A 15,081-nucleotide genomic window follows, 5' to 3' on the forward strand; every position below is an offset into this window, starting at 1 on the left:
TCTCAGTGGCTCTTATTTATTTGCTGATATAATATGTCTCCTTGCTGATCATCGATATTATATAAAACAAGTAAATGATCCCCTGCTTTGCTTATTAATAATAACGGCATGGTTACCTCAGAAAATTCTTTTTTATCGATAAGCGGTATCAGATAATTCCGGTACAATCCTTCCCAAAGCTGTCCAATTATTTGATCGGTCTCTGCCTGTGTAAAGCCTGATATAGGGTGTTGCTGGAATTGAAGGATATCGCTTAATGGAATTTGCTCATACCGATTGCTATCCAATTGATGATCCGACATCCATTGCTGCCAGGTATGGTCCAATTGTTGATAAATAGCCTGATTCCATTTAGTTTGCTCTTCTTTACCTGTTTCTTCCCATGCCTCAGAATCGGTAAAGATATACAGGTTATCTTTCGACATTTGCTGTATGCTCCTTATTTGATCCTCAGGATAATGCACCTCACCATGATGATAGGAAACCGCCTGAAATAAATGGTTGCCACTCTCTTGAAATGTCTTTTCTAAAGCCAGATCAGCTACTGATTCTTTCCAAAGACTCTTCACCCCTTTAAGCAGACCGTCCTGAAAAAGCAGACTGATATCCTGCCTAAGGTATACCGATTGATTTGTCGAACTGGTTGCTGCCCACTGTATTTGGTAACCTTTATTAGGGGCAGGTGATAATAAATCAAGCATCGTGACAGCCTCGGTAAACTGCACGGTTTGATCAGGCGGAAAATATTGCAATGTTTCTTGCGATTTGTCATGTTGAATTAATAATAACAAGAGAAGAATCATTAATAATGTACAAAAAATGGTATGCCATCTACGGGTTAAAAAACGTATTTGTTGTCTGATTACTTCCACCACCTTGTTTAGACGCAATATAAAGCTTGTCTTATGTATATGTGCATGAAATAGCCCATGTTAGTGAAAGCTATAAGAAACTATAAGAAACCTATGGGAAAGCGAGAGAATAAAGTATGAATTCCTTGTATCATGATTATGAGACAACCGTAAAATATATGCATGAGTATTTAGCGATTGAAAAAAGCTTTGACTTGATTCAAATGGATCTGCACTATGCCGACAGAAGAATGAGTTTATTCCTAGTGGATGGTTTAGTCAAAGATGAAATGCTGCATTATTTGATGCGTTTTTTGGCAGAATTAGATAAGGACGCCTTGGCAGAAGCCCCTTTAGAAAAATTAATTAAAAGAGATATTCCTTATGTGGAGCTGGATGTAGAACAAGATATACAAAAGGCAGCTGATTTGGTGTTGGCTGGACCTACTGCTTTAGTTGTAGAAGGAATTCCAGAGATCATTATGATTGATGCCAGAACTTATCCTGTAAGAGGACCGGAAGAACCCGATTTAGAAAGAGTAGTACGTGGATCGAGAGATGGATTTGTGGAAACCATTATTTTTAATACGGCCTTAACCAGAAGAAAAGTGCGGGATCGTTCATTACGAATGGAATATATGTCGATTGGCAGAAGGTCAAAGACAGATGTATGCATTTGTTATTTGGAGGATATCGCTGATCCTAAGAAAGTAAAATTCCTCCAAGAACATTTGAATCGGATTGATACAGATGGACTGCCCATGGCAGAGAAAACGATTGAAGAATACCTAAGTGAGAAAACATGGAATCCATATCCAACTATACGTTATACAGAACGACCTGATACGGCAGCAGAACATTTATATGAAGGCCACATTTTATTGATGATCGATGGTTCTCCAAGCGTCATGATCACACCCGCAACCTTTTGGCATCATTTACAGCATGCTGAAGAATATCGACAAAAGCCATTTATTGGTGTTTATTTGCGAATGGTTCGATTTTTTGCGGTATTTGCTTCGATTTTTTTGTTACCTTTTTATTATTTATTATCGACAGAGACAGGTCTTGTGCCAGAGTCTCTAGCGTTTGTTGGTCCGAGAGAAATTGGTCTGATTCCTTTAATTGTCCAGTTTCTTATTGCCGAGGTTGGCATTGACGTCTTGCGTATGGCGGCAATCCACACGCCTTCCGCTTTAGCAACTGCCTTAGGATTAGTATCTGCGATTATCATTGGTCAAATTGCGGTGGAAGTAGGGTTATTTTCCAATGAAGTCATGCTTTATTTGGCTGTAGTTGTGATGGGGACCTATGCCACGCCCAGCTATGAATTAAGTCTGGCTAATCGTGTAACAAGGCTTATGTTACTGCTGATCACTGCGTTATTTGGGACGAAGGGGTTTGTCTTGGGAAGTACTTGCTATTTGTTATATTTGGTCCATTTAAAAACATTTTATATTGGTTACCTATGGCCATTTATTCCCTTTGATGCAAAATCATTTTTGCAAGTTTTCATTAGACAGCCAGTTACAAGAGATTTCCAACGCCCTGTCTTTCTAAATCCACAAGATCCGGATAGGAGATAAAGTATTTTTATTTCTTTTTATAAGTGTCTTTGGTATAATATCTTAGGTGATAATTAATGAAGGATATGTATGAGGTGCGCAAGCTGTTATTACGGTTCGGCACCATTATTTATAGTGGGGACCGTTTAGCAGATTTGGAACTAATGGAAGATGAATTTATTGAATTATATCAAGTGAATATGATCACAAAAGATGAATGGTTGCAAGCAAAAAGGATTATAATGAAAGAAAAAGAAAAAACAGATAAAGGGTGAGCCAGGTGGAAAAGGATTTGTTAATTGGAATTGATATTGGGGGAACAACAGTAAAAAATGCAATTTTCACAAAAGCTGGAGAGATAGTGGCGAAATGGGAGATTCCAACGGATTTAACGAATCAAGGTGCAAGCGTCCCAGCTGATACTTGGGCCTCTATTGAAAATAAATTGGCAGAACTGGACATCAGTAAAGACCGCTGTTTGGGGATGGGAGTCGGTGCTCCAGGTTTCATTGAGCCAGAAACGGGTAAAGTAGCTATAGCAGTAAATATTGGCTGGAAAAATTTTGCGTTAAAATCTATTTTTGAAGAAATTTCTGGTTTACAAGTGTATGTGGAAAATGATGCGAATATTGCCGCGTTAGGCGAGAACTGGAAAGGATCAGGGAATCAAGTAAAAAACATGATTGCCGTAACCTTAGGCACAGGAGTTGGAGGTGGAATAATCGCAAATGGTCAAATAATCAGTGGTGCTAATGGTACTGGTGCTGAAATTGGTCATATCACGGTAGAAGAGGACGGTGCATACTGTAATTGTGGCAGATATGGCTGTTTAGAAACTGTTACATCGGCAACTGGCATCGTGCGACAAGCCGAAGAATTGATTGCGGAAGGAAAGGCAGATCCATTGTTGCAACGCAAAGAGAAAAATGGAGCTATCACGACAAAGGATGTATTTGAGGTGGCAGCAGAAGGAGATACAGATTGTCAATCTTTAATAGATCATGTAAGTGAAGTGCTTGGATCCAGTCTGGCGATGCTTGCGATTATAACGAATCCAGCGAAGATTGTGATTGGTGGTGGTGTTTCTAAGGCGGGAGCTCAGTTATTGGAACCTCTAAAAGTTGCCTTTGAAAAACACACCCTTCCTCGCACGAATGAAGCTTGTGAATTTGAAATTGCGCAATTAGGAAATGATGCCGGTGTGTATGGCGGCGCATATTTGGTCTTGCAAAATAGTTAAAATATGTTACTATATATCTCATGGCATAAATGAAATGTAAATTTTTTTTAAGATTTATGAAACTTATTTGTGATATTGTTCGTCTATAATAGAGAGAGATAGACAGAGTAATAGACACTGGCCTGTGATCATAAAAATGAAATAAATACAAGATGATCATGCCAGTCAAAGTGGGACGAATTGTTTTGAGGAGGAGAAGTATGTTTAAGAAAAAGCTGCACATGCCTTTGTTTTTAATCGCAGCATTGTTATTTGGAGCCAAAACGTATATTATCTACCGTTTTATATTTAATATTTCCTTGGAGAATGCTATGCAAGAGTTGATACTCTTGATTAATCCATTCGCCACCGCCTTTTTCTTCTTTGCGTTAAGTTTATTTTTTAACAAGAGAAGGCAGATCAAGTTTATTAAATACGGGATGATATTAGGAAGTTTAATTCTGTATTTTAACATTGTGTTTTATCGTAACTTTTCAGATTTTATTACGATCCCGGTGTTATTCCAAGGAAGTAACGCAGCGGATTTAGGAAGCAGTGTGCTTGACTTAGTGAAGTTTGGAGACATTGCCTTATTTGTCGATGTTGTTATCGTTTGGCTACTTGCTAGGAAGTATGGTGAAAAATTAGCTGTTACATTCTCTAAACGCTACCGATCACTAGTCATCGCTACTTCTATTGCATGTTTAGTTGGTAACTATGTATTAGCGGAAATTGAACGTCCGCAGTTATTGCAAAGAACCTTTGACCGTGAGTATTTGGTGAAGAACATCGGTGTGTTTAACTACCATATTTATGATGCGATATTACATTCTAAATCCAAGGCTCAGCGTGTGTTCGCTGATGGTAATGAGTTAAATGATATTGCTGATTATATGAAAGAAGAGACAACAAGAAAAGGTAATGAAGACATGCACGGGATTGCCAAAGATAAGAATGTTATATTTGTCTCTCTGGAATCTTTGCAGAGCTTTGTTATTAACAATACCGTGAACGGTGAAGAAGTAACACCATTCTTAAATGATTTGGTGGATGATAGCTACTACTTTGAGAACTTCTATCACCAAACGGAGCAAGGTAAAACATCTGACTCAGAGTTTATCATTGAGAATTCACTGTATCCGTCCCCTAGAGGAGCCGTATATTTCACTCATGGTCAGAATGATTACCATTCATTACCTGAGATTTTGAATCAACAAGGTTACTATACCTCTGTGTTCCATTCCAATAATAGTAGTTTTTGGAATCGGGATGTAATGTATGATAATATTGGCTACGATCATTTCTATGATGAAAACGCCTTTGAAGTAACGGACGAAAACTCTGTTGGCTGGGGACTCAAAGATAAACCTTTCTTCAAGCAGTCAATGAAATATTTAGAACAAATGGATCAACCTTTCTATTCGAAGTTTATTACGTTAACAAACCATTATCCATTTGATTTAGCGGAAGAGGATGCGACAATTGATCAATATGATTCCAATTCGAACACACTTAATAAGTACTTCCAGACCGTCCGGTATATGGATGAATCGATCGAAGAATTCTTTACCTATTTAAAAGAATCAGGTTTATATGAGGATTCCATTATCATTCTAATGGGTGACCACTATGGTATTAGTGACTTTCACCAAAAAGCAATGAGTCAATATCTGGATGAAGATTATACAGATTATCTTCATGCTCAGTTGCAACGAGTACCTTTCTTTGTTCATATACCTGGACAAGAAGGTAAAGTGATGTCAGAAGTTTCTGGACAAATCGACGTAAAACCAACTATTCTTAACCTTATTGGTGTCGATGCAGATGAAGACTTATCCTTTGGTACAGATTTATTTAGTGAAGATAGAAAAGATTTCCTTGCTTTCCGTGATGGTAGTTTCATTACCGATGACTATGTTTACGCCAAATCACATTGCTATGACCGTGAAACAGGTGAGTTAATCGATGAGGAGAATGAAGATTCAGCGAATAACGAAGAACAAGAGGCCTGTGGTCCAATGGTAGAAAAAGTTGAGGAAGAATTAGGGTATTCTGATGAGATCATCTTTGGTGATTTATTCAGATTCTATGATTTTAAAGACGAAGAATAGCAATAAAAAAGGGATGAACTTTCGGGTTCATCCCTTTTGCTATGGCTAGGAAATAGTAGGAAGACGTGCTGTTTATGCAAGTTGGCAATCGCAAGGTAAGAGTAATGAGAACCTTTGTTTTTCTCAATTTAAGAAAAACCAGGAAAACTTCGCCGTTCCTTTATTACGATATAAATTGAACGTATAAATGTAACAAAAAACGTATGACAAGCAAGTCTTTGCTCGCATGATTACTTCGTTTGATCTATTCGTGTGAATGGATCAAGAGCACCTATCCGATCCATGAGACATGATTTCATTTCACTTATATCATCAACTGATTCTTTCAAAGTTTACCCAGGATCTTATACTTTCCAATTAAAAAAACGCCTAAGACGGCGCTTTTTTAATTGGAAACATAGGGATGAATTAATTCCCAATACAGTGTTGCAATGGAAAAGAAACCAAACACAAGAGAAGATAAACCAGCAAATAATATGCCAAGTATATTCTGGGCTTTAAACTCACGTACTAAGCCAGCAACACACAAAATAGCTATAACAAGCACGATAAATCCTAATACCATGTTACGACCTCCTTCACTTCATAAGTTGAATATTTTTCAATTCAGACTTTTACCATTATAATATGTAAATATAACGAATTCATCATTATTTTAAATGAAAATGTCTAATTTGTCCATTAAAACATTAGGAAAGGAAGTGTTAAGAAATGATGATTACACCACTATCTTTAGGACCAATGGGAACAAACTGCTATATTATCGCTAAGGGAGTAGAGGCGATCATTGTTGATCCTTCAGGAGAAGCTAATAAGATTGCAGAAAAATTAACAGAGCTACGGGTGCAGCCATTAGCTATTTTATTAACACATGCACATTTTGATCATATCGGTGCATTAGATGAGATTAGAGAGCAATACAATATACCGGTATACCTAAGTAAACAGGAGCAAGGCTGGTTGTCTGATCCAGAAAGAAATGGTGCTTTACTCTTTGGTTTAGGAGATATAACAGCTAAAGAGGCAGACTTCTTTTTTACAGATACAGAGCTTAGTTTTGGAAGTATAACACTGTCTTTGCGTAAAACGCCAGGACATTCTCCTGGAAGTGTTTCATTTATCTTTACAGAAGCAGAAAGTGTGATTGACGGTGACAGCCTGTTTAATAGCGGTATTGGACGAACCGATTTATTTGGCGGGGATTATGAACAATTAGAGAAGAGCATTAAAGAGGAGCTGTATTCACTACCAAGTCATTATACGGTCTATCCCGGACATGGTCCCAAAACGACGATTCAAAACGAACAGGCAAGCAACCCATTCGTAAAAGGCTAAGGGAAGGGACTCGTATTTAACCCGACTCATTCCTTTGCCGTTAAACAGGACCAAAGATTGGACTGCCGATAAGATCGATGACGTAAAGTAATACTTTTTTTATGTAGTGAGTATAACTGTCTTTTCTGTGTAAGGCGAGCAGATAAAAACCCCTGATCTAAAGAAGTAAAGATCAGGGGTTTTTGGATTATTAATGTCCAAATCCAGGAACAAGAATAAAGTTGGTATAGAATGTAAAGCCAACAAAGAAAATAGTGCAATAAGCGGCAAATAAGTACATATACATTCTTTCAGATAATTTTAGATATCCAACACCCAAAAAGAAAATTGTTTGGGCTAGGAACAGGTAGGCCATTGTTTCCATATCTCCAACATAGAACATAACGGTAAAAATCCCTGTCCAAAAGGAAAGCATACGGAAGATTCGATCCATTGTTCCCCCTCCTTTTCAAATCACTATGTATCCATCTCCATCTTTACTTAAATCCGCTAATCATCAGATAACGATTGATTAGATGGAAGTCTGCTTATATTATATACGAGTCTGATGCAAATGTAAAATATCTATGGAAACAAAAAATATTTTTTATGGCATCTTTCAACCCATCGTTTTTATTTAGGATTACCAGATCTACCAAGATTATTCCTGTAGATAGAAGTTCATTTGACGAAAACCGCCAGTGTCGCTGGTAAGCTCCAACTGGTACGCTTGTCCGGCCATAGTATCAGGGATAGGAGATATGGTAATAGTGCCATCAGGGAAAGAATACAATGGGAGCAAGGAGCTTGGCTCTTCCGTCTGTATCAAGTGATAGGCTTTCTGATAAAGCATTTCCAATTTATATTGTTCTTCATTGATTTGTTGCAGTTGTTGTTGATGTTGATACTGATTGATCTGATGAAGAATAATAAAGAGCAGTAAGAACATGAGTAGGCTCGTTACAGGGAAAATAAAGCCTTGGTCATTCTGTTTGTTTTTTGAGCAGTATTTTTTCAAACTGTTCACCACGATTCGTTTTTATTCGCAGATAGAACCCTTGGTCTTGTTCTGTTATGTTAAAAGAAGCAACGTCCCGCAATAATTCTTCATGACCAGATCTGTTGACCTGTCGGCGGATTTTATGATTAAAGAATGAAATGGTAACTACTTCACCTGTATGATGGTGAAATTGCAGCAGATTTTTGTCTGTTGTAATGAAAATGGAAGATTGCGCTTCTAGTTCTATCATGTGATGAAAGTGATAAATCTCTGTGTGAGAGGAATTCTCTATTTGTTGCCATTGTAAAATAAGCTGTGTGAACCATGTTAACAAAATGATCATCAGCAGCATGGAAAGGAGAGCTTCTAACAGCATATAGCCTTTACTATTCTTGATAAAGGGTATATAAACACTTGGACGATTCTGTTTCCTTTTCATTGGTCCATGTCACACATCCTTTTAGTAAATTAGCGGAATGGGATATCTGCAATGTTAGTGGTCGATCAAGCACATCTTCATATACCGCTGTTTGATCATATTGTTTGTTCAGTAGTGCTTCCTGTATTTGATTGGATAGAAAATAAAGGGCTGCATTTTCTTCTTGTATTATTTGCTTTTCGAGCAAAATATGGTACTGAATGGGAAGTAATGTGAGACAACCGTTAAAAAAGATAGTAACAGAGAGCAGGGCTTCTAATAAATAGAAACCCTGTTGCTTATTTTTTCTCATGATAGCACCTACCTTTGCCGAAGGGACAAGTAATCAATATTCGGTTATTTGTCGTAGTAATGCTCATTGTACCAGGTTTTTTGAGATTTCCTCGGTAGGAGAAGGTGATCGTACGCCCCAGTGTTAGCGTCCGAATCACCCAAGTACGAGGGATTTCACGTTCAAGGATGATTTCCCCGGACATTTGATTCTGAATCATGTATTTATTCTGATCGGTATAGAACATTAAATGGTGCTCCTCTTCCTCCGTTAAGGCCAATTGCTGCAAATAGAAAACATCTTGATGGAATTGTTGTAGAAACCCCTGTTCTTGCCAAGTATCATACCATTTATAGGTAATATTGCTACCAATCATTAATATAAAAATGGTCATAGTAAGGACCAATAGTAATTCAACAAGTGTAAAGGCAGCTTGTGGTGCTCTCATTTATCGATAACGCGAAGCTCGTTGTTTTCTAAGCCAATTTGTTTATTACCATTACTGCACTCCAGTGTTTCTAAGTAATCTTCCTCCACCAGTACGTTCAAATCAGTAGGTTGTTCCCCATGATCAATTTCGTAAGCAAGCATTTGGTTTTCTGTCATCTGTAATAGCGCATCGCACCCTTTTGAATTAATATTCTCACTCTTATTAGCCAGATTGGGAATAAATAAAATAAGCAGGATACTGATAACGGCTAAAACGATCAGCATCTCAATTAAGGTAAAAGCCTTTGAGTTACGCATGGTATTTCCTCCTTTGATTATAAAGTATTCATGTAATCAAACATGGGTAGCATGAGGGCAAGATAAACAAATACAATAAATAGGGCGAGGATACTTAACAGAAAAGGTTGTAAAAAACTCATCCATTTTTTTAAATAGTCTTCTAATGAGGTGATCAAATGATCGGCATAGAAACTCAAATCTTTTTCGAGCTGTTGCTGATTACGATCTTTGGACATAATCTCTCCTAGTTGTGTGGTTAACAAACGACATTGGGGAAGAATAGAGGTATAACTATACCCTTGTGCCAGGTGATCACTAATCATCGCGGCATAATAATGAATAATATCACCATTCTCTTCTGCCTTCATGATTTGGAGGCACTCATTAATCATTAGACCACTTGTTAATAAACTAGATAAATGGGAGACAAACAGGTATGTGATATTCATTTGTTTATATGGCTTATAGATGGGGATCTTATCAAATAAAACCAGCTTTTGTTCCACACTAATGACTCGTCGCAGTGAATAACCAGAAAGTAGTAATATACTAATGGTTAAAACCATAATGATCACCCCATAAAATAAAAAATTAATCACTACTTTTGCCGTTGTAAAAACAAATTGGATATCTGAACTGGTTCCCATTAATTGAGAAAAGGCAGGGAAAATCGATGTTTTCATGAAATACAGGATAAGGATAAAGAAGCTGAATAAAAATAAGGGGTATCGAGATAATTTTTTAAGTTTTAATAAAAAATCCTTGCGCTGTTGCAGTAACTTACAGCATTGTGCTAAACCTCTAGCCAGATGGTCATGCTGGATGGCGATCGTTAAGAAATGGATCACATCCTTATTAAAATGAACAGCTTGCAAGCTTTCAATGAATGTGTGACCTTTCTGTAAGGAGGCTTGCATGGAACTGGCAATCGCTGTATAACGTTTATCCCACATCAGTACATCTAAAGCGTCATTTAAGCTGTAACCTGTTGTAAATAGCTGTTGAAACCGATGGAGGATATAATGTTGGTCGTGTAAAGATAAGTCATGGTGTCGTCTAAATATAGTTCGTAAATCCATAAGCAAAGGCCTTTCTTTTTAATTGTTGAAAAGATGGGGTAACGCAGGAGGGTTCGTCTGCTATAACCTGATGAATCTGTTCGCGTTCTAGCAATTCCATGATGGCGGCTCGTCTTTGGCCAAATCCAGTATCATTAAGTGATAGTAATTTCATGGAAGCAACAGCAAGCAAGTGATGGTCGATTTCCAGGGGCGTAATTCCCATATTTACGAGTCTGTGGATGGTTCCCTTTCCATCGTTGGCATGTAAAGTGGATAAAACTAAATGACCTGTACTCGCGGCTCGAAAAGCAAATTGCGCCGTTTTTGCATCCCTGATTTCTCCAACCATAATAATGTCCGGGTCATGGCGTAGAGCAGCCTTGAGCCCTGCATCATAAGTTACGCCGGCTCGCTCGTTGATTTGGATTTGAATAATCTGATCTAACTGCTTTTCTACAGGATCTTCTAAGGTAATAGTCTGAAATTTATTCTGTTCCATAAAAGTCTTGAGTAAGGCATAGAGCAGCGTTGATTTGCCAGTACCAGTTGCCCCAGTTAATAATAGTAAACCGGAACGGTATTGAAGCCATTGTTGGATTTGCTGCAGTTGGAATGGAAACAAGAATAAATGTGGAAGGGTCTGCATTTGCTTTTGGGGGAGAAGACGGATCGCCAGACTTTCTACCGGAGTTGTTGGCAATAAAGATAACCGTAAGGAATAGGTATCTGCGTTGTGCTCATAGTAAATCACACCTTGCTGTGGTTTTCGGCTTTCGCCAATATCCATTTTACCTATATACTTGTAATAGGAAAGCATCATCAAGTACTGTTGATGAGACAGAGTACTTTGGTATTGTCGCTCTCCATGACAACGGAGGAAAATGAAAACTTGTTCCTGTTGAGGGATAAAGTGAATGTCAGAAGCGCTTGATTGGATGGCTGTCTTGATCAAGCGTTTAGACAACGTGGCAGCTTTCGTCAATGCATATTTCACCTCCTGTCTATTCATGGTACAATACATATATTCGACAAAGGGAGCTACATTCCTGCAAAGAATTAAAATTTTTTAAAGAAGTTGTATGTAAGGGGAGCTAATGATGAAAAGTCTTTATTTAATCGGGTTTATGGGTAGCGGGAAAACCAGTATTGCGGAACGATTGCATCAGAAGTTAGGTTGGGAAGTAGAGGACACGGATCAATTGATTGAGGAATGGTATCAAACGACGATCCCAACTATTTTTAAAGAGAAGGGAGAGTTGGTTTTTCGTCAATATGAAACAACCGTCTTACTGAAAACAACTCGGAAAAATACGATTATTTCTACGGGTGGAGGGATTATTGAAAAAGAGTCGAACCGTGAATGGCTGAAAGAACAAGGCAACGTTGTGTTTTTGTCCGCTTCATGGGAAGAAATTAATCAAAGGTTAATCCATGATCAAAACCGGCCGATTTGGAATAATCAAGATCGTGATAAAAAAAAGCTGTTAGCTGATCGTTTACCTCTATACAGAGAAATAGCAGATATTGTAGTGGAAACAGACGGCAAGACGGAGCATGAGATAGCAGAAGAGATTATGAATCGCTTGTTTGTATAAGTATTTAGCTGATGGGGAAGGCTATGGTTAAAAAAGATAGGAAGTGAGACCATGGCGAATAACGAATATATCAAGTATATGACGCAAAGGGTCGTCAAGTATATGGATACACCGAAAGAAGAGAGGAAACAACGGAAACAAGAAAGGAAACAATCAGAAATTGCCTATACGAACAAATGGTTTGGGGTTCTTCCTTTTGCCATCAAACTATTTATGAAAGAACGAAAAGACAAACGTCCACTCAAACGCAGATGATGAGTTGGACGTTTGTCTTTTGTATGGTTAGTTTGGCTGTAAAAATGTCTGATTGGTTTTTTCGGTTACGTAAAATAATCCGGCATTGTGTACGATTAGATGGATGTCTGGCTGCAAACGCTGTCGTAATTGTTCTTCTTCTGTAGCAAGCAGATGCTCATCTTCTGAAAAAAAATAGTGTAGCAGCTGCAATTCCTCTTCTAAGCAAGCGATCGATTCCTTGATCCATGTCGTATCTTGATCAAGCAGATGCTGTTCTATATAGTGAAAAGTTCGTTGGAAGCCACTTCTTGGCGTGATTAGTGGAGAAATGGTATAACAATAATCCTCCATCCTTTGCCCCCATGCAATGGTCTGTAATTTATCCATCATCTGGATCGATAATGTCCCGTTAATTAGCTGTAAACCAATGGAGTGTATGGCTTCTTTTGTCTGTTTTCCATGATATTGCACCTTTACATTAACGACTAACCAAGGTAAGAGAGCGGATCGATCTTGGTTTGTTGTTTGTTCATACAGCAAGGTATACTGCGCTTCTTGTGTGATATAGCGGAAAATTTGCTGTAACCTAGGGCTACCAAAATGAAGCCATTCCTTTTTCCGATCCTCGCTTTGCCATCCTGTGTCTAAGCTCAAAGACATCGGCTCGCCTTGTCGTCCCATTTTATCCATGTAATGCCAGTAGAAGGGACGATTCATTAACGCTTGATCTAATTCTCGTGTCAATCTTACCGTTAATCCCGTCTCCTGCTCTTTTGTGACGTGACAGTGCTGCTGAGTAAAAAACTGGTCAAGAAATCCGTGTAAATTGGTTATCATATCGACTGCTCCTCGCTATATGACTGAATGACGGCTGTTAAGTTATCTAATTTAATCTTGGATTCTCCAATCGATTGTGATTCTGCAAAAATTTGTTCAATTTCCTTATCCATTTCTCCCACTTGCAAATCACTGAGGATTTTCTCCAAATCACCAATAACATGTTCGAATAATTCAATTTTTGTATACAGTAGATTCATAATATGTTCTTCGATGGTTTCTTTGATGGCAAAATTATAAATGTGTACGTCATTTGCCTGGCCAAATCGATGGATTCGACCAATACGCTGTTCGAGCCGCATCGGATTCCATGGCAGGTCATAATTGATTAAATGATGACAGAACTGCAGGTTGATACCTTCTCCAGCTGCTTCCGTTGCGATCATTACTTGGGCATGCTGTTGGAAAAGCTGTCTCATCCAATCTTTTTTCCCTTTTTTAAAACCACCTCGATAGATAACGGTGGGTATTTTTTCTTGATGTAAGAGCCATTGTAAATATATTTGTGTAGCACGATATTCAGTAAAAACAATAACCTTGGAGTCGATTTGTTTAATCAATTCTATCAACCGCAAAGCCTTGGCATGATGCGGCAGCTGCTCGATGGCAGATAGTAGCATTTGAGCTTCATGCAATTCTTCTTTCTCCGCCAACCATTTTTTTAAGGAGAGATAACAGGCTTCTCGTGAACTACAAAACTCCCGGATATAGGTCATTGCTGATACGGAAGTATAACCCTTAAAAAAAGCTTCTAAAGCCTGATATAGCTGCTGCTCTTCTTCTTTAAAAGTAACCCAGACGGTTTCGACTTGTCGTTTGGTCCAGTCAATCCCCGTTTCGGTTCGCTTATTCCTTACCATGACCTTGCTAATTAATTGTTTCAAATAAGGGTCATTATTAATGGTCTCATGCTGATATTGTTTACTGAAATCTTCAAAGGTGCCTAAGTAACCTGGTTTAAGCAAGCTGACAAGATTAAAGATATCACTTAGCTTATTTTGAACTGGGGTTGCCGTCAGCAAAAGACAATACTTTTTAGAAAGCTTTTGAACAAATTGAAAGTTCTTCGTTTTATGGTTTTTTAATTTATGAGCTTCATCTACGATTACTAGGTCATAGTTCTGTTCCAAGATGGCCTGTTGATGTCTAGCTGATTTAGCGGTATCTAATGTGGTAATCATCACATTCCCATATGACCAGTCTACCCGCTTACTAGAAGTGAGTGCCGGTATTAAGAATTTCTGATTCAATTCCAGCGCCCATTGATTAACAAGTGAGGCAGGGACCAAAAGCAAGATTTTCTGAGCAAGTCCTCTAATCATATACTCTTTTAATATTAATCCTGCTTCAATAGTTTTCCCCAGTCCCACTTCATCTGCTAATAATGCCCTGCCATTCATGTGTTGAATGACGGTTTCTGCGCACTGGAGCTGATGAGGAAGAAAGGTCATATGGGGAAGAAAGGCAGGGGCTCTTAATTCGTCGAAACTGGCTACTTTCATCGTTTCTGCAATTTGATAGGATTGCTGAAATAATTCCCAACCGACTAATTGCGAGGGATTTTGTAATGATTCTTCAAAGTTAGTAATAAATGTTTGATCTTTTTTAATATAATTATTCATTATGTCCATCCTAACCTTCCGTCTAGTTAGTATTTATTCTTGGCGAAAAGTTAGTACTTATACGTATTTTGTGTTAAAAAGTAAGGAATTATGCTGTATGCAGAGTCATTGGAAAAATAATATGTCCGTTATGAGGGCGACAATAAGGTGTTGGTAAAGGATTGGCTGGTAACAAGGACGAGTTAGCGATGTAAAAAAATCGAGGGCAGAATTGACTCATACCCTCGACT

Annotated in this window: 19 protein-coding genes; 7 read left to right on the forward strand and 12 right to left on the reverse strand. The window is 38.1% G+C overall.

Annotation, left to right across the window (positions count from 1 at the left end; all coding sequences use genetic code 11):
* Positions 1–2: 2 nt before the first annotated feature.
* Complete coding sequence (locus tag E0E32_RS11785; protein WP_165445021.1) at positions 3–791, reverse strand: hypothetical protein; 789 nt, start codon at positions 789–791, stop codon at positions 3–5.
* A gap of 197 nt (positions 792–988) precedes the next feature.
* On the opposite strand from E0E32_RS11785, the gene E0E32_RS11790 reads away from it, so the two are divergent.
* From E0E32_RS11790 to E0E32_RS11805, 4 genes are all read left to right on the forward strand, one after another.
* The gene (locus E0E32_RS11790; RefSeq protein WP_066192976.1) at positions 989–2,437 is read left to right on the forward strand and encodes a spore germination protein; all 1,449 of its coding nucleotides are present in this window, start codon (positions 989–991) and stop codon (positions 2,435–2,437) included.
* Between the two features lie 56 nt (positions 2,438–2,493).
* On the forward strand, positions 2,494–2,691 hold the full coding sequence (locus E0E32_RS11795; protein ID WP_066192978.1) for a YqgQ family protein: 198 nt from the start codon (positions 2,494–2,496) through the stop codon (positions 2,689–2,691).
* 5 nt (positions 2,692–2,696) lie between these two features.
* A complete protein-coding gene (locus E0E32_RS11800) occupies positions 2,697–3,656 on the forward strand; it encodes an ROK family glucokinase (RefSeq protein ID WP_130859828.1) in 960 nt (319 codons plus the stop codon).
* A 200-nt stretch (positions 3,657–3,856) separates the two neighbouring features.
* Positions 3,857–5,746: an LTA synthase family protein gene (locus E0E32_RS11805; protein WP_066192982.1), complete on the forward strand. Its 1,890-nt coding sequence runs from the start codon at positions 3,857–3,859 to the stop codon at positions 5,744–5,746.
* A gap of 385 nt (positions 5,747–6,131) precedes the next feature.
* Here E0E32_RS11805 and E0E32_RS11810 read toward each other — a convergent pair whose 3' ends face one another.
* On the reverse strand, positions 6,132–6,311 hold the full coding sequence (locus tag E0E32_RS11810; RefSeq protein WP_066192984.1) for a DUF2759 family protein: 180 nt from the start codon (positions 6,309–6,311) through the stop codon (positions 6,132–6,134).
* Positions 6,312–6,457: 146 nt separating this feature from the next.
* On the opposite strand from E0E32_RS11810, the gene E0E32_RS11815 reads away from it, so the two are divergent.
* Entirely contained in the window at positions 6,458–7,081 is a 624-nt protein-coding gene (locus E0E32_RS11815; RefSeq protein ID WP_130859829.1) for an MBL fold metallo-hydrolase, read from the forward strand.
* 190 nt (positions 7,082–7,271) lie between these two features.
* Here E0E32_RS11815 and E0E32_RS11820 read toward each other — a convergent pair whose 3' ends face one another.
* The 8 genes from E0E32_RS11820 to comGA all read right to left on the reverse strand — a co-directional run bounded on the left by E0E32_RS11820 (position 7,272) and on the right by comGA (position 11,569).
* Positions 7,272–7,514, reverse strand: a complete 243-nt coding sequence (locus tag E0E32_RS11820; RefSeq protein ID WP_066192988.1) for a DUF2626 domain-containing protein — start codon at positions 7,512–7,514, stop codon at positions 7,272–7,274.
* Positions 7,515–7,721: 207 nt separating this feature from the next.
* Positions 7,722–8,009 (reverse strand): hypothetical protein, encoded by a 288-nt coding sequence (locus E0E32_RS11825; protein WP_066192990.1) that lies wholly within the window; start codon positions 8,007–8,009, stop codon positions 7,722–7,724.
* A gap of 34 nt (positions 8,010–8,043) precedes the next feature.
* On the reverse strand, positions 8,044–8,499 hold the full coding sequence (locus E0E32_RS11830; protein ID WP_078060113.1) for a competence type IV pilus minor pilin ComGF: 456 nt from the start codon (positions 8,497–8,499) through the stop codon (positions 8,044–8,046).
* A complete protein-coding gene (locus E0E32_RS11835) occupies positions 8,447–8,791 on the reverse strand; it encodes a type II secretion system protein (protein WP_066192993.1) in 345 nt (114 codons plus the stop codon). The genes E0E32_RS11830 and E0E32_RS11835 overlap by 53 nt, the downstream gene beginning before the upstream one ends.
* Positions 8,778–9,218 (reverse strand): competence type IV pilus minor pilin ComGD, encoded by a 441-nt coding sequence (gene comGD, locus E0E32_RS11840; protein ID WP_130859830.1) that lies wholly within the window; start codon positions 9,216–9,218, stop codon positions 8,778–8,780. Before comGD ends, E0E32_RS11835 begins: the two co-directional genes overlap by 14 nt.
* Positions 9,215–9,517, reverse strand: a complete 303-nt coding sequence (comGC, locus tag E0E32_RS11845) for a competence type IV pilus major pilin ComGC (protein ID WP_066192996.1) — start codon at positions 9,515–9,517, stop codon at positions 9,215–9,217. The genes comGD and comGC overlap by 4 nt, the downstream gene beginning before the upstream one ends.
* Before the next feature lie 17 nt (positions 9,518–9,534).
* Positions 9,535–10,578 (reverse strand): type II secretion system F family protein, encoded by a 1,044-nt coding sequence (locus E0E32_RS11850; protein ID WP_130859831.1) that lies wholly within the window; start codon positions 10,576–10,578, stop codon positions 9,535–9,537.
* Positions 10,556–11,569 (reverse strand): competence type IV pilus ATPase ComGA, encoded by a 1,014-nt coding sequence (gene comGA / locus E0E32_RS11855; RefSeq protein ID WP_286171895.1) that lies wholly within the window; start codon positions 11,567–11,569, stop codon positions 10,556–10,558. The genes E0E32_RS11850 and comGA overlap by 23 nt, the downstream gene beginning before the upstream one ends.
* An 88-nt stretch (positions 11,570–11,657) precedes the next feature.
* On the opposite strand from comGA, the gene E0E32_RS11860 reads away from it, so the two are divergent.
* Together E0E32_RS11860 and E0E32_RS11865 are read left to right on the forward strand one after the other, a co-directional pair.
* The gene (locus tag E0E32_RS11860; protein WP_066193001.1) at positions 11,658–12,155 is read left to right on the forward strand and encodes a shikimate kinase; all 498 of its coding nucleotides are present in this window, start codon (positions 11,658–11,660) and stop codon (positions 12,153–12,155) included.
* 51 nt (positions 12,156–12,206) lie between these two features.
* Positions 12,207–12,410 (forward strand): YqzE family protein, encoded by a 204-nt coding sequence (locus E0E32_RS11865; RefSeq protein WP_066193002.1) that lies wholly within the window; start codon positions 12,207–12,209, stop codon positions 12,408–12,410.
* A gap of 27 nt (positions 12,411–12,437) precedes the next feature.
* Here the strand turns inward: E0E32_RS11865 and E0E32_RS11870 are convergent, their stop codons facing one another.
* Complete coding sequence (locus E0E32_RS11870; RefSeq protein ID WP_130859833.1) at positions 12,438–13,229, reverse strand: YqhG family protein; 792 nt, start codon at positions 13,227–13,229, stop codon at positions 12,438–12,440.
* Positions 13,226–14,851: a DEAD/DEAH box helicase gene (locus tag E0E32_RS11875; RefSeq protein ID WP_130859834.1), complete on the reverse strand. Its 1,626-nt coding sequence runs from the start codon at positions 14,849–14,851 to the stop codon at positions 13,226–13,228. Before E0E32_RS11875 ends, E0E32_RS11870 begins: the two co-directional genes overlap by 4 nt.
* Between the last annotated feature and the right edge of the window lie 230 nt (positions 14,852–15,081).

Origin of the sequence: Gracilibacillus phocaeensis (assembly GCF_900626275.1) — a bacterium.
In the GTDB taxonomy this organism is placed as follows: Bacteria; Bacillota; Bacilli; order Bacillales; family Amphibacillaceae; genus Gracilibacillus; species Gracilibacillus timonensis.

Excerpts from the sequence above, each read along its gene's own strand:
- E0E32_RS11835 (WP_066192993.1), bottom strand. The coding sequence starts at position 8,791 with ATGAGAAAAAATAAGCAACAGGGTTTCTATTTATTAGAAGCCCTGCTC.
- E0E32_RS11815 (WP_130859829.1), top strand. The coding sequence starts at position 6,458 with ATGATGATTACACCACTATCTTTAGGACCAATGGGAACAAACTGCTAT.
- E0E32_RS11825 (WP_066192990.1), bottom strand. The coding sequence starts at position 8,009 with ATGTTCTTACTGCTCTTTATTATTCTTCATCAGATCAATCAGTATCAA.
- E0E32_RS11870 (WP_130859833.1), bottom strand. The coding sequence starts at position 13,229 with ATGATAACCAATTTACACGGATTTCTTGACCAGTTTTTTACTCAGCAG.
- E0E32_RS11865 (WP_066193002.1), top strand. The coding sequence starts at position 12,207 with ATGGCGAATAACGAATATATCAAGTATATGACGCAAAGGGTCGTCAAG.
- E0E32_RS11820 (WP_066192988.1), bottom strand. The coding sequence starts at position 7,514 with ATGGATCGAATCTTCCGTATGCTTTCCTTTTGGACAGGGATTTTTACC.
- comGC (WP_066192996.1), bottom strand. The coding sequence starts at position 9,517 with ATGCGTAACTCAAAGGCTTTTACCTTAATTGAGATGCTGATCGTTTTA.
- E0E32_RS11810 (WP_066192984.1), bottom strand. The coding sequence starts at position 6,311 with ATGGTATTAGGATTTATCGTGCTTGTTATAGCTATTTTGTGTGTTGCT.
- E0E32_RS11850 (WP_130859831.1), bottom strand. The coding sequence starts at position 10,578 with ATGGATTTACGAACTATATTTAGACGACACCATGACTTATCTTTACAC.
- comGD (WP_130859830.1), bottom strand. The coding sequence starts at position 9,218 with ATGAGAGCACCACAAGCTGCCTTTACACTTGTTGAATTACTATTGGTC.
- E0E32_RS11795 (WP_066192978.1), top strand. The coding sequence starts at position 2,494 with ATGAAGGATATGTATGAGGTGCGCAAGCTGTTATTACGGTTCGGCACC.
- E0E32_RS11875 (WP_130859834.1), bottom strand. The coding sequence starts at position 14,851 with ATGAATAATTATATTAAAAAAGATCAAACATTTATTACTAACTTTGAA.
- E0E32_RS11860 (WP_066193001.1), top strand. The coding sequence starts at position 11,658 with ATGAAAAGTCTTTATTTAATCGGGTTTATGGGTAGCGGGAAAACCAGT.
- E0E32_RS11805 (WP_066192982.1), top strand. The coding sequence starts at position 3,857 with ATGTTTAAGAAAAAGCTGCACATGCCTTTGTTTTTAATCGCAGCATTG.
- E0E32_RS11790 (WP_066192976.1), top strand. The coding sequence starts at position 989 with ATGAATTCCTTGTATCATGATTATGAGACAACCGTAAAATATATGCAT.
- E0E32_RS11830 (WP_078060113.1), bottom strand. The coding sequence starts at position 8,499 with ATGAAAAGGAAACAGAATCGTCCAAGTGTTTATATACCCTTTATCAAG.
- comGA (WP_286171895.1), bottom strand. The coding sequence starts at position 11,569 with ATGAATAGACAGGAGGTGAAATATGCATTGACGAAAGCTGCCACGTTG.